This window comes from Pseudomonas sp. HS6-2 (assembly GCF_049325675.2).
GTDB lineage: Bacteria > Pseudomonadota > Gammaproteobacteria > Pseudomonadales > Pseudomonadaceae > Aquipseudomonas > Aquipseudomonas putida_N.
Map to the genome: position 1 here is coordinate 3,747,557 of NZ_CM143906.1, position 21,095 is coordinate 3,768,651.

At 60.3% G+C, this 21,095-nt stretch carries 8 protein-coding genes and 2 pseudogenes; 4 read left to right on the top strand and 6 right to left on the bottom strand.

Annotation, left to right across the window (positions count from 1 at the left end):
- Positions 1-2: 2 nt before the first annotated feature.
- Positions 3-104, bottom strand: a pseudogene (locus ACOKS3_RS17355) (glutathione S-transferase); the annotation flags it as partial.
- Positions 105-220: 116 nt separating this feature from the next.
- On the opposite strand from ACOKS3_RS17355, the gene ACOKS3_RS17360 reads away from it, so the two are divergent.
- From ACOKS3_RS17360 to ACOKS3_RS17375, 4 genes and pseudogenes are all read left to right on the top strand, one after another.
- Entirely contained in the window at positions 221-3,166 is a 2,946-nt protein-coding gene (locus ACOKS3_RS17360; RefSeq protein ID WP_422764365.1) for an RHS repeat-associated core domain-containing protein, read from the top strand.
- A 183-nt stretch (positions 3,167-3,349) separates the two neighbouring features.
- Positions 3,350-3,853: pseudogene (locus ACOKS3_RS17365) on the top strand (MFS transporter); the annotation flags it as partial.
- The gene (locus ACOKS3_RS17370; RefSeq protein WP_422764364.1) at positions 3,805-4,158 is read left to right on the top strand and encodes a cupin domain-containing protein; all 354 of its coding nucleotides are present in this window, start codon (positions 3,805-3,807) and stop codon (positions 4,156-4,158) included. The pseudogene ACOKS3_RS17365 and the gene ACOKS3_RS17370, both read left to right, overlap by 49 nt.
- A gap of 11 nt (positions 4,159-4,169) precedes the next feature.
- Positions 4,170-4,508, top strand: coding sequence for a RidA family protein (locus tag ACOKS3_RS17375; RefSeq protein ID WP_422764363.1), 339 nt, complete (start codon positions 4,170-4,172; stop codon positions 4,506-4,508).
- Between the two features lie 48 nt (positions 4,509-4,556).
- Here the strand turns inward: ACOKS3_RS17375 and ACOKS3_RS17380 are convergent, their stop codons facing one another.
- The 5 genes from ACOKS3_RS17380 to ACOKS3_RS17400 all read right to left on the bottom strand — a co-directional run bounded on the left by ACOKS3_RS17380 (position 4,557) and on the right by ACOKS3_RS17400 (position 21,095).
- A complete protein-coding gene (locus ACOKS3_RS17380; RefSeq protein ID WP_422764362.1) occupies positions 4,557-7,409 on the bottom strand; it encodes an RHS repeat-associated core domain-containing protein in 2,853 nt (950 codons plus the stop codon).
- 16 nt (positions 7,410-7,425) lie between these two features.
- On the bottom strand, positions 7,426-12,519 hold the full coding sequence (locus ACOKS3_RS17385; RefSeq protein WP_422764361.1) for a SpvB/TcaC N-terminal domain-containing protein: 5,094 nt from the start codon (positions 12,517-12,519) through the stop codon (positions 7,426-7,428).
- 87 nt (positions 12,520-12,606) lie between these two features.
- Positions 12,607-14,007 carry a hypothetical protein gene (locus tag ACOKS3_RS17390; protein ID WP_422764360.1) on the bottom strand — a complete coding sequence of 467 codons (1,401 nt, stop codon included), beginning with the start codon at positions 14,005-14,007 and terminating at the stop codon, positions 12,607-12,609.
- 20 nt (positions 14,008-14,027) lie between these two features.
- Positions 14,028-16,550, bottom strand: coding sequence for a hypothetical protein (locus ACOKS3_RS17395; RefSeq protein ID WP_422764359.1), 2,523 nt, complete (start codon positions 16,548-16,550; stop codon positions 14,028-14,030).
- Between the two features lie 24 nt (positions 16,551-16,574).
- Positions 16,575-21,095 (bottom strand): Tc toxin subunit A-related protein, encoded by a 4,521-nt coding sequence (locus ACOKS3_RS17400; protein WP_422764358.1) that lies wholly within the window; start codon positions 21,093-21,095, stop codon positions 16,575-16,577.

Here is a 21,095-nt window from a genome sequence, read left to right on the forward strand (position 1 = left end):
TCGGCCTGAATCTGCTGCTTCCACGCCTCAATATGGCTGAACTCGGTCAGCACGATCCCGGTGTCCTCCGGCATGAACACATACCCCTCCAGCGACAGGTCGGCGAAACCGTTGAACGGCTGACTCGTTGTACTGACAATTCTGCCAGTTGTACGCCCGGCCCATGTACCGTTGAATGACACTCAGGCCAATCATTCAACGGTGCACGCGGCGCATGAGGATGACGACACAATCTTGTTCCCTTCTGTACACCGCTACTCCGACGGCGCAAGTACTGGACAACCGCAATCTGCCAATCCGCAAGCTGCAGTACCACCGCCACCCCGACACACCTTCAGAGACCAACGAGCGCATCACGTATCAGCAGTACGAGGCTCGCGGTCTTCTGACACAGAGCATGGATCCACGCTTGGCAGCTCTGCAGGCTCAAGATGGGTCTGTGTTGGCCAACTTTCAGCACCAGCCGTCCCTGCTCGGCGATACCCTGCGCACTGATAGCGTCGATGCAGGTAGCACCGTTGCGCTGAACGATATTGCCGGGCAGTCATTGCTGGCCGTCGGAGCCACCGGGGTCACCTACGCCTGGGACTACGAGGATGACTCCCTCCCTGGCCGCCCGCTGGCAATACGGGAGCAGTCGCCCGGCGAGGCGACTCGTATCGTCGAGCGTCGGATCTGGGCGGGGTCAACTTCAGTCGAACGATCGGCGAACTTGGCCGGTCAGTGCGTACGTCACTACGATACCGCTGGGATGATCCAGATCGACAGCGTGGCCCTGACGGGCAACCCGTTGTCGGTTACCCGTCAGTTTCTGGCTGACAGCGCAACCGTCGACTGGCACGGCGAGCATGAGTTAGCCTGGAGCGATCTGCTAGCCAGCGACCCCGCTATTACTCGCAACACCCTGGATGCCCTCGGGGGATGGCTGACCAGTACCGATGCCCAGGGCAATCAGCAGCGGTTCATGCATGATTTGGCCGGGCGGCTCAAGGGTAGCTGGCTGACGCTGAAAGACGGCCAAGAGCAGGTGATCGTGAAATCCCTGACCTCTTCGGCGGCCGGCCAGAAACTGCGCGAAGCGCACGGCAACGGCGTATTGACCCACTTCGCCTACGATTCGCGAACTCAGCGACTACGGGTGATGACAACCGAACGCCCGTTCGGCCATGGAGCAGGCGCGAAAGTGCTGCAGGATCTGCATTATGACTACGACCCCGTGGGCAATGTGCTCAGCATCGGCAATGCTGCCGAAGTGCCCCGGTTCTGGCGTCAGCAGAAAGTAGAGCCGCTGAATACCTACACCTATGACAGCTTGTATCAACTGGTCAGTACTGCCGGGCGTGAGGTGACAACCCTCGCCAAACCGGGCACCTTGCCCTTGTCGATCACTCTCTCTTGGCCAAGAGATGATTCGGTCTACACCAACTATACCCGCAGCTATACCTACGATACCGCTGGCAACCTGACGCAGATACGCCACAGTTCGCCGGCCATCAACAACAACTACACAACTGCCATCACGATCAGCAACCGCAGCAACCGGGGTGTACTGAGCACCTTGACGCAGGACCCATTCACAGTTGACGAACTATTCGACGCAGGCGGCCATCAATGTCAGCTGCAGCCGAGGCAAACCCTGAACTGGACAGCACGAGGGGAACTGCTGTCGGTAACACCGGTGGAACGTGATGGTCAAAGCGGCGATATCGAACACTACCGATATGATTCTGGTAGTCAGCGCCTGCTCAAGGTGAGGAAACAGATGACCCTCAATGGCACACAGGTACAACGCGTGCTGTATCTGCCGGGTGTGGAACTGCGTACGAGCAACTGTGCTGGAGTGGAATCGGAGAACCTACACATCATCACGATCGGAAACACCGCTCGTGCGCCAGTACGCCTGCTGCACTGGGTTTGCGGACTGCCTGACGGTATCAGCAACGATAGTTTGCGCTACAGCTACGCCAACCTGACAGGCAGCAGCGGCCTGGAAGTGGATGGCGCAGGCAACATCATCAGCCTGGAGGAATACTATCCGTACGGAGGCACGGCAGTGTGGGCGGCCCGTAGCCAAGTAGAGGCGCCCTACAAGACGGTGCGCTATTCGGGCAAGGAGCGAGACGCGACAGGGTTGTACTACTACGGTTTTCGGTACTATCAGCCATGGGTGGGCCGCTGGCTGAGCCCAGACCCCGCGGGGGCGGTAGACGGGCTGAACCTGTTCAGCATGATTGCCAACAATCCAGTCACGTTCTTTGACACTGATGGACTAATTAAAACCGGGCAGGCGGCCAAAGACTTGGTGGATGAATGTTTCGTACATCCTTTGCACAGGCCTGTGTTCGAAAAAGTCTCACTTGATGAAAACCTGGCAATAAGCGTACGCGAGGCCGGAATTCACACAATCACGGCTCTGGGGGAAGGTGCGGCAGCCAAAGGGCACGACATACTCGAGAAAACGATAAAACGCAGTTCGTTAAGTAATATCTATGGCGACCATGCTGAATCGGCTATCACGCTGGCCGCGGCCAGCGGTTTCCTGGGCAGGGTTGGCCAGTGGGGCACGTCTGGGGTTCGCGGCATTTATGCATACAACAAGGTGAGCGATGAGAACCACCCTTATCCAATCAGCCTGGAGCACACTCAGAAAAACGAGCTCGTCAGCAAATGGATAAAGCACGGGATTCTGACGCCTTATACCGGCGATTACGACATGCATGATGTTATTCACGTTGAAAACGGAAGAGGAAGAATCCCCGCCGCAGGGAGTGCCGAGGAAAAGCGGATCATAGACTTGATCAATTTCGGAGTAGACCGCGTGGACCCTTCACGTCCGTTCGCCAAGACGGCTATGAACGTTGTGCGTCATGGGCCTCAGGTAAATTTCGTTTCTTACATGTGGCAGTACGAGCACGAAAAAGTAATCCGTGATAATGGGTATTCAGGCGTGGTCGCAAGGCCAGGCCCCTTTCCGGTAGCCATGGTTTACCAGGGCCAATGGACCCTTTATGAAAACAGCACCGAGCTCTTTGAATTCTACAGCGCTACGAACACGGCGGTTCCGTCGCACTGGGCTCAACCGCTCATAGAGAGAGGCAGCGGGTTTGTAGCAACCCCTGAGCATGCGAAGATATTGAACAATGCACAAACACCGTTCAAGCGCTGAATGAGGGCCAGGCCGGCCACTGCCTGAACATTCCACCACCCGTCCCTCCCGTTATATGCCCGCCACAAACCCCAATGCGATAGTGGAGAAAACAACACGAATATAATCCCTTGTCACCTACGCCAGCATGACCCGCGCGCTGACCGAAGAAGAACAGACGCGCCTGGGTGGCAAGGCACCCTGGCGCCGAACGTTTTGCCGGCGCTGAAGCTGACCGGCGACTGGGCGGCCTACGGCTCGATCACCATCACCTTCCTGTTCACCCTCGGCTGCCTGCTGGCGACCCTGCTGATCAACCGCCTGGGCCGGCGCAAGATGTTGATCCACAGCTTCCTCTGGTCGGGCTTGTCGTTGGTGCTGCTGGGTGTGTTCCCGGACGCCTCGCCAACCACCGTGCTGGTGCTGTTCGGCGCCTATGCGGTGCTGATCGGCGGTGCCCAGGTGCTGGAATACGTGTACCCCAACGAACTGTTCCCTACCGAGATCCGCGCCTCTGCTGTGGGCCTGGCTACCTCGCTGTCGCGCATTGGCGCCGCCGTGGGCGCCTATCTGGTACCGATCTCCCTGGCCAGTTATGGCGTGGCCAACACCATGTTCGCCGCCGCCCTGATCTCGCTGTTCGGTGCGCTGGTCTCCTGGTGGCTGGCCCCCGAGACCAGCAAGCTCGACCTGCAGCAGGCCGCTGCCTCGGCGAGCCAGCCCCTGCCCGCCTGCCGATCGGCGAACCGATCGCCCATGCCGCCTCTGCCCAGGACCAGACCGATGAAGCGGTCGGCGCCAGCATCGGCGTGTGGGAAAGCAGCCCGGGCGTGTTCCGCCGCTTCCTCAAGAACCGCGAGTTCAGCCATATCGTCAGCGGCCGCTGCACCTTCACCCCGGACGGTGGCGAGCCGGTGGAACTGCGAGCCGGCGATGCCGTGCTGTTCCCGGACAACTGCGAAGGCGTGTGGCATATCCACGAAACCCTGCGCAAGACCTACGTGCTGTTCTGAGGAATCGGCAGATGATCGAACGTATCAACCCTGGCCCACGGGCCAGCCAGATGGTGCTGGTGGATGGGCGCATCGAGACCTCGGGGATCGTTGCGCTGGAAGCGGGTGATATCGCCGCGCAGACACGTTGCGTGCTGGCGCAGCTGGAGCAGTGGCTGGCGCAGATCGGGGCTGGCAAGCAGCACCTTACGCGCATGCAGATCTGGCTGGCGGACATGGGCGAGTTTTCTGCTATGAACGAGGTGTATGACGCCTGGGCGGGGAGCCAGCCGCCGGTGCGGGCCTGTGTGGGGGCTGCGTTGGCGGCGCCTGAATACCGGATCGAAATTCAGGCTTTCGGGCAGCTTTGAGATTCCCGGGGCCGCTTGCGGCCCCTTGTTGCTACCTGGCCAAACCAATCATAAGTTCACCGGTCGCCCTGTATGTATGTTTTTCGCACGCATTGTTGTGTCATAAGCAACCTGTCTCAACCTCACCCCGATTCTTTCCGGCGCATAACCGGCCTCGCTGGATGCAGGTCGTGCGTAAGTGATGCCTTCGACCTGGAAGAAACTCTGCGGTGCGAAGAGGTATTCACTTTCTACCAGCGCCAATGAGGCTACTCCATAGAGCAAAGGTACTGCGTTGAAGGTCTCTGACAATGAATACATGGCATACGAATCATACTCCCCATCCCCCAACGTGTCTGATGCATAGCGCGTCTCATCCGATGCACTCATATAGGCTGGATAGTTAGTGACGATATCCCCAGGGACTATCTCCACGCCCCAAGGAATTTGCTCACGTTCGGTGTAGCCATCAATACGCAGCAAATCCCCCCTAGAGGAAGGTAGTTTGCCGAGCGCGGACGACAGATCCTTATGCGCAGCCAGATATTTTGATGGCAACGGTTGGCCACGGTACAAAAGACTGTTCAGGTCGTAGTTGATAGATTCACGCTCATCCTCTAGCACTCCGGGTTCGTCACTGTAGTACTCATCCGAGGAGCCAGCCTCCAGTGCTGTCCAGCTGCGCACTGCGCTCTTCTCCGCTGTTGTCAATGCCAGGAAGCTTGCCTTGAAGCGGTCCTCGTCCACTTGTGGTGGTGAGGTTATCGTGAATGTCCTTGGCGACAGCAAGGCGCTGGCGTCTTGCCCTTGGCTGTCTAATCGATAAAGCACATTGCCCAATCTCGCCTGATAGGGAATCGAAGCGACGGCCGCGGCCAACCGCATGGAAAACTCGGTGTCATGCTCGTACATTTCCACATCGTCTTCGGGATTGCTGCCGTTCGGGTCGCTGAACCTGACAGGATTATTACGGCACATCCTGAACAAATTGACCCCATCCACCGTTCCCGCTGGGTCGGCACTCAACCATCGGCCCAGTGCTGGCTGATAAAAGCGCCACCCAAAGTGATACAGCCCGGTCGCATCCCGCTCCTTGCCGGAATAGCGCAAGGTCCGCTGCAACAATCCCCCGACCTCCAGCGCATCTTCATCGCACCCGGTGGTATCGCCAAATGGCGCGTATTCGTCACGCGACACGAGCTCGCCCAATGCGTTTGTTTCCCCGGCACTACTGCCCAAATGGTCGGTAAAGCCATAGCGCAGATGCACGTGGCCGCTCAGGCAATCCTCCACCCAGCGCACGCCGTCGTAATCAGTGATCGACACTTGCCTCTGCACCAGATCATCACGCTGCCGTAGACGTGTTTCACAGCCTTGGGCATAGGTGGTGATCGTGCTCTGTAACACGCTTGCGAGCCTTACCGTCGTTATCTTGCGCGTACGGGTTCCGCCATCGGCATAGTGGTAACGTTCTGTGTCATCGTTTTCATCATTGCGCGTGACCAGGCTGACCTGGCGCAGTTGATTATCCGCTTGCCAGCTCAAGGGCCTGCCGTCGGCCAGTTGCCTCTGCAAACCACCCGCCAGGAACCCGGTTTCCGGCGTCAAGTTGTGGCCCTCGGGCAAAGCGCGGTTGCTTTGCACCGACACCACCAGTTTGCGGCTGCGCGAGCCTGCGCCGCCGTTGTGGCTGAGTTCAATCAGGTTGTCGCCGTCATCGTAGCTATAGTGCTCGGTGTAGCGGCCCCAGGCATCACCACCCTTGCGGTCCGAACCTGCGAAGGCTGGCGCCCAGGTACCCGCTACCGGGGTGCGCTCACGGCCACTGGCAGACACCAGGCGATACAAGGTGTCGTAGGCATACGTGCGCAAGCCGTCAGCTCGCGTGTTGCGGTGCCAGGCCGGGTCGGCACCCTGGTCATCCAGGGTAAGGATGTTGCCCACCGGGTCGTAGCGGTAATGCAGATCGCTGATCACCAGCGCACCCAATGCGTGATCACTCGGCCGGGCGGTGCAGTGTCGCATCAAGCGCTGGCTGCGGGCTGAATAGGTAAAGGTGTCGACCACGCCATTGCCCGCCGTCTGCGCCAGCAGCACACCGTCTGCCCGGCGTCGTACGGCGCTGAGCACCAGGATATTGGCGGCGCCCTGCGCCATCCAGACCTGCGCCACCGCGCCACTGATGTCATAGGTCGTTCGCCTGGTGACGCCCACCGCATTCACCTGCACCAACAGGGCGCCACCCGCATCGTACTGGTTGGTCATGAGCAGCGGCTGCTCTAGTTCATCTTCACTGCTGACAACCCAGTCTGGCTGCTGCGCCTGGGGGGGCAACAAACACCGCTGCGTCTCCAGCGCCTGAGCACCCAGCGATAGCGAGCGAATGTGCATCACCCCGGCATTGTCGAAGTGCGTAGTGAGTCCGCCCGCCAGATTGCGTTCACGGTTCGCCAACACCGGCTCGCTATATTGCAGGCGCTCACGCTGGCGGCAACGGCCGCCAGCCGGTTGTTCGAAGACGGCAAGCAAGCGCCCGCCTTCATTCGGCGTTTCATAAGCGTGGAACCACGCCGTGCCCTGGGCATTGCATGACCACAGGGATCTCCCTGCACTGTCGGTGAGTGTCTGCGTGGCGTCACCGTCAACGGTATGCAGCCTCAGCAACTGCCCGCCCAGGCCATGGAGGGTGGTAGCGTCGGCCCGCAGTGGCGCCTCGGCATTTGCCCTGAGCGGGCGAGCACCAAACTGGTAGACCGTGCGCGCCAAACGGTCGCCTAGCTTACGTGTGGCCAACCAGCGCGGCGGCAAAACAGCGTCCGGGGCACGCAACAAGCGCAGGCCCCGCGCCTGATCGCCAGTGCTGGCATTGACGTCCACCTCAGGCGTGCCGTCATGCTGGAGGGCTAACGAGCTGACGACCATAGAGGGCCTCCTGGCTTCAGTGCAATGTCCGCCGAGCCCTGACCCGCGCCAGCTCGATCACCTCGGCCCAGGTGTCGTTCTCGTCCTCCGAAACGGTGAACCACGGGTACACCTGCACCCGCCGTTCGTAGTTGGCCCACTCACCTTCCACATCCTCGCCGTTGGCGCACACCACCTTGAACTCGCGGCCCAGGGCATCGTAATAGTGGGTGTCGGCGTAGATGCCCTCGCGCGCGCTGTCGTCGCTGACCCAACGCCAGTCGTCCAGGTAGAACGGTAGCCACACGCGCACCGCCTGGCCCTTGTTGTCGAACTCGGTCTTGCCGGTCACCGCCCAGCGCACCTCGGTGTCGCGGGTGACGGCCAGCTGCTTGTCGTCGGTCTCCAACCCACCCTTTTCAGTGCGCACAAAGGCTTCGCCCGGCGGGTTGAGAATGGCGGTCTGCAAGATCTGGCCGCCGCCGTTGAGCACTACCTTGACCCTGACCTGCTGTTCGGGATCGCTGTCATAGCGGTCAGTCTGGATCTGGATCACATGGGGCGGCGTGCGCCCATCCATGATCGATGGCACGGCCAGCCCATCCCGTCTCAGGCACTGGGCAGTGCGACGCCAGGCCATTTCGCCACACCGTCGTGTGCCATCGACACTGCCATCGGCGCTCGGCGCCAGCGGCATCCAGCTGTCGGCGATGACGGTGAACGCCTGGGCCACCGGGACCTGCTTAGTCAGGTTCAGCGCAACTGCAGCTTCGACCGAGACAGGTGGGTCGAAGGGCACCTCCGGGGTATAGCCGCTCATCACCGCTTCATCACTGCCGCCAGGCGTCTCGGTGCCGTAGAAGCGCGTGTGCCGTACCCGGCCGAGGGCATCGAGCTCGGCGGTGCTGGTGTTGTCGTTGGCGTCCTTGATCTGGATCGGCGTGAGAAAACGCCAATCATGTGCCTCGACCGTCGTGGTCAGGCCTGCAGCGTCGGTGACCAGGCGCAGCGCCAGGCCATGAGCGGTGTATTCCAGCTGGCTGGGCCCGGTGACCGTGTTTTCCTGCACCGTTCTGGGCAACCAGAACTGCGCGGCCCCGTGGTAGAGGCTGATACCGTGGTGCCCGCAATAGGCCTCTTCGACCGATGGTTCGCCCAGGATTCCCGGCGTACCGATACCCTCCGGGTCGTGAGGGTCGGCCAGCTCCGGCGCATCAGGGGCGCGATGCATGGCGACATAGCCACCGCGCTTGAGCAGCTCAGCCAGCGATTCAGCTTGCACGCGGCTGTTAAGCAACGTCTGGACCGCATCCAGCCAAGCTTGCGCGGCTAACGGCAACTGCACGCCGGCGGCGGTCGGCTGCAGCGCCGCCAGCAGTGTGCGCCAGAACACCGGCAATGCCTCGGCCCGGGCCAGGGCAACTGCAACACTGGCGTGCAAAGTGGCCAGGTTGGCACTGCCCTGACCTTCCTGATCGGCGAACCAGGTCAATACCGCCCCCAGCGCCGCATCCGGTACCCGGCTTTCCTTGTAGACCGCCGCCTGCAGGCCTTCAGGCAAGCCCGCCGCATCGGCTGCCAGCAGACGCTGGCGTAACCCGTCCACCGATATCACCGTTTTCAAGGCAGCACGCAACAACAGGCTGGCGTCCAGGTCGTGTGGTGCGGCATGCAGGTAAGCCAGCAGCAGAGCATAAAGCGAAGCGTCGTCGACCAGAGCGGGCAAGCGCTGGCGCACCCGCTGCAAGACCTCCGGGTGGTTGTCGGGGGCCTTGAGCGCTTGCTCCACCAGGGCCTGTAAGGTCTGCTCGAAGGTTGGGCGCAAGACATCCAGCGAGGCCTTGTCGAGCATCGCGGTGCGGGTATAGGCCACCAACGCTTGGGGTGACGGCACGTTGGCCACACCGCTGCCGTCGGCATCGCGCCAGACCACTTTCTCGTAGCCGGCCAGGGTGGTCTTGTCCGGGTCGGCCAGCGGCAAGCCGTTTTCCAGCAGGTATTCAAGGGTGAAACCAGCGGCCGGCTCATCGCTGACCGCAAGGCGCACCACATCCTTGCGCTGGGTATCGGGCAAGCCGATCACCCAGCTATCGTCGCCGACCAGGTTGTGCACCGTGGTGCGCGTGAGGTTGACCCAGCAATCGTATTGCTGGGGATCGCAACTGGCGGTGATCAGCCCTTCCGGCAACGACTTGGGATAGATCGCCCGGTCTTGCTCTTCTGCCTCGAGTGCCTCAGGCGAGAGACGCCGCGGGTAATGGATGCTGACGCTCTCCAGCACCGTGCCGTAGGCATCCTGGCGCAGCACGATGTCCTGCTTGATCTGCGGGTCTTCGGATATGCGCTCGCAGCTAACCGTCAGGGCCTGAACCGGCGTCACCAGCGCCGCCGGGCGCAGTGGGTCGGCCGTCGGGCAGGCGCGCACCTGCAAACGTGGCCGCGCCACGCTGTAGGGCCGGTCGGCGCGCTCATGGCCGTCCTTACCGTAGACTTCCACGCGCATCAGCTGCCCGCGCAGGGCACGGAACAACCAGGCACGCTCGGCCGGCTCGGGCTCGAACGCCTGCTCACCTTCTGCCTGCCACTGGGTGAAGCGCACCGCGCCAGGGTCGAAGCCGTGCTCGGCCTCGTTGTGGGCCCCTTGGGCAAATTGATCATGCGCTTCAATGCCGCAATGGAACCAGCTGCATGTGCGCGCAGGCGGCGACAGGTGAGCGGCGCCTTTGCTGGCCAGGGCATGGGTGTCGGTCTGCAACAGCCGGGTGAAACCCGCGAACTCGCGCTCCTTGCCGTCCCATATGCCCCCCAGGTAAGTGGTCTGGCTGCCCAGGCACAAGCCGGTGATGTCGTTGTAGCGGGTAATCTGGCTGACCGTGTGCACCGGGAACGGCAGGTAGCTGACCGGGGTCTTGCCGGTGGCGGCGATCACCGCGGCTTTCTCATCCAGCCAGGCCTGCGCCGAGCTGCGATAGGCCAGTTGCGTGCGGCCACCGGCGTTGTCCACCACGGTGTCCAGCAACCAGGGGCGCTGCTCGTTAAAGCGGTACAACCAGCTGCACGGTTGCAGGCCCGGGCCATGATGGGGGCTGGTCAGCAGCAGGTCCGCCGTGCCCTGGCCGAGGATATCCGCGACCTGCAGGAAACAGGTCGCATCCAGCGTCACCCCGGGTGGTACGGGAATGAAAGCGCCCTCCTGGTAGCGGTTGCCGCTTTGGCTGACGAACACCCGAATGCCATCAGGCTGCAGGTAAAGGATATCGGTGGTACCCGCGCCATCGGTGTCGGCCAGGAACACCCTTGAGGCATTGAAGTCTTCGACTTCAAAGCCAGGGATGGCGATGGCGTCGGCGAAACGGCCATAGCCAAGCGAAGGCCACAGGGTCACCCCCTCGCCCGTGATGCGCACCAGGTGGGCCTGGCCACTGCCGGCTGGGTCGGCGAACGCGACCAGCTGGTGCTCGGAAGGCTCAACGGAAGGCAATGGCTCGCTGCCTTCGTAGCTGTTGGCGAGCGCGGCCAACCAACCTGCGGTGCCGCTCGAGGGGTAAAGGCGCACACTCCTAGGCCCCAAGGCACGCAAAAGCACGACATCCTGTTGCCCGTCGCCGGTCAGATCGGTCATCTGCGCCAGCGGGTGATGAAATTCGGTCGGCAAGGCACTCAACGGCACCAGGCCACCCCAGGTGCCATCGGGAGCCAGGGTGAAGCTGCCGCACAGGCCCGCAGTGACCAGCCACTCCGGGCGACCATCGCCGTCCAGGTCCATCAGCGTGCCCGTCGTGCTGTCTGGTTGAATCCGCAGGGGTTGGGGCGCGCCCCAGGTGATCGCGTCCTGCTCGCCGCCTTTGCGCCGTTGCGGTGCTCGGTAGTGCCAGGCGCCCTGATCCAGGTACAGCAAGCCGGGGATGCCTTCACCGTACAGGTCCGCCAATTGCCAGGCCGGCGACCAGAAACCGTCCAGTTCCGCCAGCGCCTGCCAAGCCGGCTCGTTACGGCCTGGACGGCTCAGCTCGAACTCCAGCGGCGGCATGTGGCTGCTGGCTTCATGGGTAACCTGTTGCGCCGACACCAGCACGCTGGTGACCGTACTGCTGTCGTAATCGAGGTGCATGCGGGCCACCAGGGTGGGTGTGTCGTCGCCCTCACCTTTCATGCGTGCAGTACGGTGCCACAGCAACACGTCGCGGCACAGGCGGCGAACGCGCACGTTGAAGCCGTAGCGCCAGAACGAAAAACGGTCCTGGCGCAGCGGCCAGGGTTGTTGCGGATCGAGCGGTGGCCGTGTGCCGGGGTCCGCGCCGCGTTCGCCGTAATCGAACAGGGTGAAGGTGAGGAAGTCGCTTTCCACGAACGCGTCCTGCGGGATCAGCAAGGCGGTCGAGGGTGTGACATTCATGGCATGCACTGACGCGGGGTAGACGTGAGTGACCACGGGGTGGGCCGTCAGCTCATCGTCGCTGCAGCCCTCGGCATCCTCACCTCGGTAGCGATACACCACATGCTCGCCCTGGGCGGAAACCGTCTCTTCGAGGTACCAGCAGGCGACATGCCCGGCGTGGGCCGGGTCTTGCAGCCGGGCCGATGGAGACCAGCCGTACAACGACAGGCTGCCGTCACCGGGGTAGTGCAGCCAGAAGCCCGCTGTCTGTTTGCCTTCGTTCTCCACCCAGTGCTCCAGGCGCTCCGCCGCGCTGCCACGGCGCGACCGCCACGGCGTCACGGTGAAGCTGCCCGGGGTTTCGGCCAACGGCAAGCGGCTGGCCTGGCGAGGCGCGCCTGCACGCAGGATCTCCTCGCCCGACGGGCCTGCCAGACGGTCGCTGTGATCGTATTTCGGGAAGCCGAAACGGGTCATGCGCACCACGGCCGGCAACGAGCAGTCCCAGCCGGCGCCGAACGCACCATTGCCGCCGCCGGAAGAGTATTGCAGGGTCAATTCGGCGGACAGGGCGCGGCCTGCTGGCGAGGGCAGCGGCAGTTGCCAGCCGGCGGCGCCGTCCGGGCCACCGGCGGAGAGCATACCGCCGCCGATGGAGACGGTGCCGCCGCCTTTGGGTAGCGAAGGCGAAGAGAAAAACGGAGTGCGGCTCTCATCTGGCGATGGGGTTGAGGGAGATGAGGGTTCAAACATTGAAATACTCCATTCAATTAGTGACTACCACTCCTGCACTTATCTTTGTCGCCAAGCCAAAGCCAGCCCTCGGCGCGTCCCGAAATGTCAGCCCGTATACTTGACTCGTAAAAATGCCTTGTCCGAAAAATTGACAGACTGCCCATTGACAGAAAAAGAAAAATTAATAGTCCAGACCCGGACCTTAAATATGTCTGAAGACACAAGATAAGAGACGCCTCCAGCAAAGTCACGAGGATTAGGAAGCGATATAAAAATCTTATCTTGCTCCCCATCGACGGTGTAACTTATTTTGCAGCCTTTCCCCGTGAGCGCCGACGAGACAGGATCGATACCCAGCAGCGTCTGGGCACGAAACCCTGCCTCCAAGCCCCACTGATCAGCAGGGATAAGCCGCCCTCCAAATTGAATGCGAATCTCATCCTTCACAGACTTCGAGTAGACCCTGTAGGTGACATCCTTGGCGTTTACATAGGTGAAGTTCGACTTCAGACTGAGATTTACCTTACCACTTTTAGTGCCAGAGCCAGTCACTTTCCACTCCGCACGCCCCGCTGAAGTCATTTTAACTTTCTCACCAACCGGAGGTATGGCTGCCACACAATCAACATCGCCCGATGCATAGAGAAAAAGTTCATCTCCCAATTCGATCAACGGACTGCTGGATGGCCAGGTCACCACGAAAGCACTGGTATCTGACTCGCCTCGTACCATTAGCTTGTCTGAGGAACCCGGGTTCACAATGGTTAATTCGTCCGCCAGTTGGTTAGATATCAGGAAGCACTTGGCGACGCCTAATACACCTTGCAGTCGGTCAACCTTCACCTCTAGCCCGAACGTACCGCTCTTGGTGGTTTTATTCAGATTCCATACCAGCCCTTCGTCTGTCATCTCCCGAGGCCTATTGAATTCCGGGGTAAACGAAACCTCGGATTCCACCAGGCCTCCAGTGCTCTTGAACGTCAAGGTCCCGCTAAGATTGGCCTTCCCGAGTGGGCTACCCGGCTTGGGTTGCAGCACCAACTTTTGATTGCCGAGAGTTTTATAAAGCACAACAGGCGCTGGCAACACCTTTCCATCCAGCATGAGATCCGCTTCATCTGCCAGTGACTTGGAAAGGACCATCCCCACTTCCAACTTCAGCGACCCGGCAAGCTCTTTCACACTTATCTCTAATGCAAAAGCGCCACTGACATCCGCCGGTGTCAAACTCCACTTGCTCCCTGTCACTGCAATGGGCTGTGGCGCCTTGTAGTTTGGTGTCGCAGGCAACTGTGCCTGTGTAATACCACCTGCGACCGGAACGAACATCAGTGTGGCTTCGAACACACTTCCCGCCAATGGGCTGCCACTTTTGGGCACAAGCCGAACTTCCCCAGGCGTATTGCGCCAGAAATACCCCACGCCGTCGGCACTGGAACCTACGACTTGAAGTTCAGCCTCTGCACTCAAGTCTTGGGCTAAAACCAGGCAATCCTTGATGATCACCCCCTGATCGGTGAACCCTCTCATAGACAGCTGCAAATCAAATTTGCTGCTTGAGTCAGGGGGGTCACCTCCCATTTCAGGCCGTTGGCTGTCATCTCTCGCTCGTCCGATCTTGCGGGTTTAGAAGGCAGGTTGATGTCTGACCACCCTTTCAAGCGGGAAAGACCGAGAGGACTGCCGGGTTTGGGCACGAGTTCGACTGTGTAAGGCTTGTTCCGCCTGAACACCACCATGTCGCCGGGTACCGCACCATCAATCTTGATAACGGCCTCATCGCTGAGCTTAGCCGACATCAGCAGTGCCTTGCCGACCTCTACTCGCAATGGCACGTTGAAGCCCTCTACAGAAATCTCAAACCCAAAGGTGCCACTGACATTGCCCCCTGTTAGCGACCAGGTTAGTTTTCCTGTCACTGGCTTCAAAACGCCGTACCCAGGGTCAGCGGGCATATTCGCCTGCTTGACAGTGCCATCAAGAAACTTCATTGCCCCCTTGAATCCAAGCTCCTTCAACGGACTACTATCCTTCACAACGAACGTGACGTCTTGACGGGCCCCACGCTTAAATAGCATCGGCGACTGAAGTAATTGTATCTCGGCCTCATGGTTCAAGTTTTTCGACAGCAAGACGGCTTTCGGCACAACCCACGGCTTGGGGAAACCTTCGACATGTATCTCCAGGCCAAAGGCCCCGCTGGCTGCCCCTCCCGTCAACGACCACTCCATGCCCGCTGTCATCAAGGGCTTCTTATCCTCATAGGCCGGTAACGCAGGTATGCTGCTTTGCTCCAGGTTGACTTTTACGAATCTCAACCAGGTTTGAAGCCCAAGGCCAGCCAAAGGACTATCCTTTTTGGGCAAGAGGGCGACTATTCCGGGCGGTATTCCGGGCTGTGCACGCCAAAACAGTGGGGCGCCACTCGGGGTGGTATCCGGTAGTGTCAGGTCAGCCTCATCCGACAGGTTTTGCGACATCTGCACACCTTTCAAAACGAGTGGCACGCTCAAGTCTGTCGCTTTGGCCTCGAAGGTAAAAACTCCGCTGGTGCTTCCCCCCTCTATCAGCCATTCCAAGCCACTTTCAGGCATTTTTCGTGGTGTTGCAGGCGCAAAACTGATGCCCAGCTTCCCAGCACTGTTCCCCGGTGAATCCAGCATCACATCCAGGCCAATAAAGAAGTTCCCCGGGATCGCCCTGGGTTTCAAAACCAGCCTGCGCCCCTTGTCGCCGTGACTCAGGTGCAGCCCGAGGCTCTTGAGGTCCACCTCCTTGTCATCAAGCAACACCTGGACCTGCGCCAACCAAGGGCTGGTGGTGAACACCCTCAGTTTTTTGACCTGCCGACTGGCCTCGCCCAATTCATTCTTGACAATTGCCGTGATCTCGGCCTGGTTGGTGTCCCCCTCATCCCCCTTCTCGGGCTTGTAATCGATCTTCGACTGCCCTTGCTGATCGGCAGGGACCGTGCCGAGCGCACGGCCATTGACCGACCACTCGACCGGGATCTTCTCCACTTTGCGTTCAGGTGCGAAATGGTTGAACACAGTAGTGGAGAGCGTCGCCTTGTTGGCGTTCTCGTCGTCGATGATCAGCACGCCATCGCCCCCCGCGATCGCGCTCAAGTCATTTACGTAGTCGCCAACACTCGCAGCAACCTCCCGTATCTCAGCTTGCCAATAGCTAGTGATGCCTAGCGCTAAAGGACCTGAATTCGCGTCCGGTTTGGCGTTTGAAGACACCGACCAGGCCGTGACGTTCTCGAGTGACTTGAAGCTTTCTTCATCCGGTGCTCCCCGGTTAAAGGGTGGATTCGCCTGTAATGCGTACTCAACGGGCAACGTCTCGCCATGCCAGCTCAAACTCGCTTTCTGGTGCAGCCAACTGTCAGTCTCTACCTCTGAAATGTCGAACCGATGCACTGCCCCATGACAGAACTTGTACGGGGGGGCTGTCTGCTCGATTTTCAAACCGTCCGGATCAACGACCAGCCTCAGCGTGGCGGCCAACGCGGGTAAACGCACATCCAGGTCGGTATTGCGCACACTCAGGCGGTTGTTGCCTTTGCCCGCAGTGAATTTCATGCGAATAGCGGTGATCTTGCTGTCCAGACCCTCGATGCGCTGCAAGGGCAAGGTGGTCCAGGTCACGAGTGCGTCAGACGCTTGCGACTCCTTCGGCTGGATGCCTTCCATTACACGTTTCTGCAGCAGCGTCCCTTCTTTACCATCGGTGAAGTCATAGATCTCCAGCCAGCAGTCAGTCAGGCGGCCGGTATCGTACTCACATCCCAGCCAGAAATCGGGCCGGCCACCCTGATCTGGGTTTGCCTTGACGGGCAAGATGATGTCTTGCCAGAGAGACGCCTGGGGGGCCAGACCCACATAGGGGTCATCGCCTTCCTCGAAATGCTCGTAGTCGCCCTCGACCTGCCAGGACTTGCCCTTACCAATACTGCCAAGTGGGAAAGAGGGTTCCTTGACCAGATCATGGCTCTCGGACTCCAGCGCTTTGCTGCCAGCATTCGGTTCGTTACTTTTGACCATGATCATCTCCAGCCTGAGGCCGTTTCAAAAAGAGGAAGGCGAATGTTCATTGCCTACCGGGTTCAGCAGCGCCTGGACCTCACGCGCGAACTGCGCACCGCCCGGCAGGGCGTAATACCGTATGTCGAGGACGATATCGCTGAGCCCTTCAAGCAACTGGGTTTGCATCTCGGGAAGCGGGAACTGCAGGCGCCAGCGTGAAACCGCCCCGGTACCTTCGAACGGCAGGTAGCGATCATCCGCCTCGGCTGCAGTCACCAGCCCCAGGTCCTGGCTGCCAGTGGACAGGCACACTTGCTGGTGCGGGCGCAGGCTCATCATCACGTTGCTGCCGTCACCGTTGCGCTGGGCGTGCGGCGTCAGGAAGCTCACGCCCTCGATGTCAGGCCTGATCAGCAGGCTGCTTTGCGTCTGGGTCAAGGTGGCGCGGATGTTCTGATAGGGCCCCAGCAGCGCCGGGAGCGAGACGGCTACACTGTGCAGGCGGCGCATGTAATGGCCGGGGTAGTCCCGGTCGTACAGGGATTGCGACAGGTTGAACGCCAGCTCGCCTTCATCGCGCAACACCTTGAGCAAGACGGGCCAGTCCTTGATCGGCTCGCCGCGTTTATCGAACAGCAGCGGCTCATCGCCCACCAGCAGCGTCTGCAACGAGACGGTCTTGCGTATCTCAAGGTGCCGCTCGTTGCGCAGCAGTGCTTCGGCCTCCAGGCGCTGCAGGTCCAGGCGCAACTCTGCGCCTGCATTGAGGCCCCAGCGGTCGGCTTGCCACACAGGCGTGCGGATGATGCGCTTGTCGTAGTTGCCGGTCTCATACTGCCAGCAGGCTTCGGCGCTGTTGCAGAGACTGACGGCCACATCGAACAGGGTGGCATGCCAAGCGCTGGCCTGGGATCGCAGCCAGCGGTACAGGGCCGCGCTGGTCGACTTGTTCTGGTAGAACGCATACATCTGCTCGGCCTGGGCCAAGGCCTTGCGGCTATGTTTCAGCCCTGCACTGGCGGCCTGGGTGGCGTGTTGCTGGGCTTCGAGCTGCTTGTCCAGCACCTGCAGTTCCTTGTCGGCCAGTTTGTACTGCAACCCCCATTCTTGCCGGCGGCGGCGGTATATCTCTGCGTCTTGCATCAGTTTCGCCATGAGCTCCCCATAACTTCCCACCGCGTACGCTATGGTCCCAGCAGCGATCAGTGGATTACCCACGTTATGCCCACCAGCAGCCATCCCGAAAATATTCGGTGGGGTATTCGCCATATAGCCTGCCGCTATCAGCCCGCTGCCGGAGGTGCTAATGAGGGACCCCGCGCCATGCGCAGCCATCGCCGCGAGCTCCTTGACCGAGACGTCCTCGTCATACAGCGCCTGATAATGCGCGCGGCGTAGTTCACTGGCAGCCCGCTGCGCCGCCAGCACGTCATGGTTCTTGCTCTGCTGCTGATACAGCTGCTGCTGCATGGCGATGGCATAGTTGGCGATTTCCGCTGCATGGCGGAACTGCAGCGCCTCCTGCTCGATGCGCTCTTCCATTTCCATGAAACCGCGCAACTGCTCGCCGAACTGGATCAGAATGGCCACCGTTTCCTGTGCCTTGGCGACCAGGGTGCGGAAGCGGTACGGCGGCACAACCGTGCGGTAGCCCTGCAGGTGCGCCAGGCTGGCGTTGCCGCCCATGCGGGCGAGCAGCAAGTCGAAGGGGTTGGCTGGCGGCTGGTAAAGCGGCAACTGCATCGGGTTGCCTTCGAGGGTCAGAAAATGCCGCAGATTATGGAAGCGCCGAGACAGCGTGCCCCAGGTATCCAACAGTTGCTGGTTGACCGGCGCACGAAAGGCCGGGTGCGCCGCAACGCCTGCCCAGACAAACGTTTCCAGCTGCTTGGGCAGGTCGGCTGGCTGCACGTCCTGGGCATGTTCGAGCAGCCTCAATTCACCGGTTCGCGCACCTTGCAGCAGCTCGTCGACAGGCTTGGGCTGCCAGGTATCGATAGCCCTGGCGGTCGGCGCCTCCCCCATCAGGTCGGCTGCCATGTTGTAGAGCAACCAGGCATTGGCCAGGCTATCACGGGTCTGGCGCCGATAGAGCAGATCGGCCTCACCGATCAACAACTGCACCTGCTGCATGAACACCGCCTTGCGGTAGTGGGACGGTGCATGCAAGGCAATCGCATGGGGGTCGGCCAACTGGTGCTCCAGGCCGGCGGCCTGGGTGTCGTGCTGCAGCAGCCAGGCACAACTCCAGTAGTCGACCCCGGCCTGCTCGGTCGCCGCCTGCTTGCCTTGCGGGTCGAACACCAGCCCCAGCCAACGGCGTGCGTCCTCGAAGCGTTCTTCTTCCTGGAGCCGCGAGGCGATCAGGTGCGGAACATGGAAGAACAGTTCGCGCAGGTACAGGCCATTGGCGTCGAAATACTCCACCTTGGGATCATCGTCCGCACGTTGCCATCCCTGATAGATCGCACTGACGCCTTTGGGGTCAAAGGCTGGCTCTTGCAGCAGTTGGGCATCCCAGGCAAAAACAGCCTGGGGCGAGGCCTGCGCACGGTTGATCAGGTCGGTGACATGCTGGGAGTTCAAACGTGAGGTGACGGTACGATATGTGCTCTCCGACTCGTACAAGTTGACGACCAGGAAATCCGTACCGCTGGCTTGCTGAGCGATAGTCGGCGGCTTACCGTCATTGATCATGCTCTCCAGCCCGACCTCAAACTGCGCAGATTCGCCGGTACTTGCAAATTTGACTGTGATGCTGCTGGCCGCTTTATCCAGTTTCAGGCTTCGCCAGGCACTGGTGGCTCTCCCATTCAGTGTCAGGATCTGCTCATCGAAGGGGGTGTCCCCAATAGTAACCGTCATCTTTCTGGTGGCCATTTTCTCGGCCAGCCCGGTGATGAAGTTGCCAGGGCCCGCCAGCGCCCGGGTTGAACTGCCATCAACGCTGAAGGTGAAGCCGGCGCCTTGGCGAATAGCGCTGGCCTCATAGCCGAGTAACCGGATATCAAATTCTGCTTCTGCGAGATCAACCTCCGCCTCGTACCAGCCAAAATTGCGCGCGTTGAAAGCGGTACTCAACAAGGATGTGATCAGCTTGCCCTCGTGCTGCAACTCCAACTTCTCGAACGTTGGCTTTAAAGCAGTAATGCAACGCAGCAACAACGCGCCTGAAGGACCGGTGCGCACGTCTACGCGCGCCCAATTCAGGTTGACGAAGGCTCCAGCATTGGAAAGATAGACCGCCGCAGGTACCGGAACGGGTAGGACCTTCGTACTGCGGCCGCGTACATGAAGTGTGTAAGTCTCCCCAGGGCGGGCTTCAAGCAACACGTCCACGCCTAAATAGGGGTCGTTGCCAGATTGTGGCTTGACCGACACGGGCTCCTTGCGCGCATTGGTAATTCGGCGCTGGAAAGCCAAACCGCTTTTTGGGTCAGCAAAAACTTTGAGCAGCTCCTTAAGGTCCTGCTCATCAATGGCTTCAGTCTCAGGCGTAGCGCGCTTCAAGACATCACGTTGCACCTTCTTGATCAGTGTTGTGCCGTTCACCCATGCGACATACAACTGGTCGTCACTGCCATGCGCCTTGCCAACGGCCAAGGCCATCAAACGATGACTCGTATCCTCCAATGGGTCCTTGCCCTTATCGACGTCAGAGTCCTGGCCGAACAACAGCTCCGGTGTCGACCACTGGTTGTCCAGCCCCAGATACATCAACTGCACTTTGAAGGCATAGCGCTCCTTGGCACCCTCCTCGATTTCTCGCGGCGCCTCGTATTGCAGCCACACCAGATGCAGGCGCCCACAGAACAGCACCAACCTGGCCTCAACCACCTGCGCAGCTGCCGGCATGCTGATGGCTTTCCATTCGCTCCAGGCATCGGGTTGCACATAGGTGGACTGCTGGTCCAGGCGTACCTCGACTTTGCGCCAGTAATACTTCGGCGGTGAGGCAGCATCGCGCCCCAGCAGGTAATAATCCGAGTTGGCCAAGGTATAACCGGGGAACTTGCCTTCATCCTGCTGTGGGCCGGCATAGTCGATGTAACCGGACTGCACGCGGATACTGTTCTGAAACTCGTAACCGTTCAGGTAGTTCAACAGCGCTTTCTGCGCAGCCGCGTCGGTGATCTTGCCCTGCGCCAGTTCGTTTTCCAGCCCTTGGAACAGCTCGGTCTTGTCCAGGCGCAGTTCTGGCCGAATGTAGTTCTCCGGGTAGTCTTCGAGCATCTGGTAGGCCGCCCAGATCGAGTAGTTGGCCATGCCTTGTTGCCAGAACGTACGCAGTGCCGATGGCAACGCCACATCGTAACCAGGCTCGATATTATTGAAGATACCGTTGATGTACGTTTGTACACAGGCCAGGGCTTCAGCCAGGCCGGATGTGGTCACCGCCGAGGTGACCTGCGTATCCAGCAACAGGTACTTGCTCAGGTGTTCGGCTGTCACCATGTTCAGGGCCGACGCCTGCAGCACATCGGGCAACACATGGTGAATGCTGTAGGCAGACAACGCATCCCGCCATTGTTCGGTCAGTTGATTGCTCAGTGCAGCGTTCAT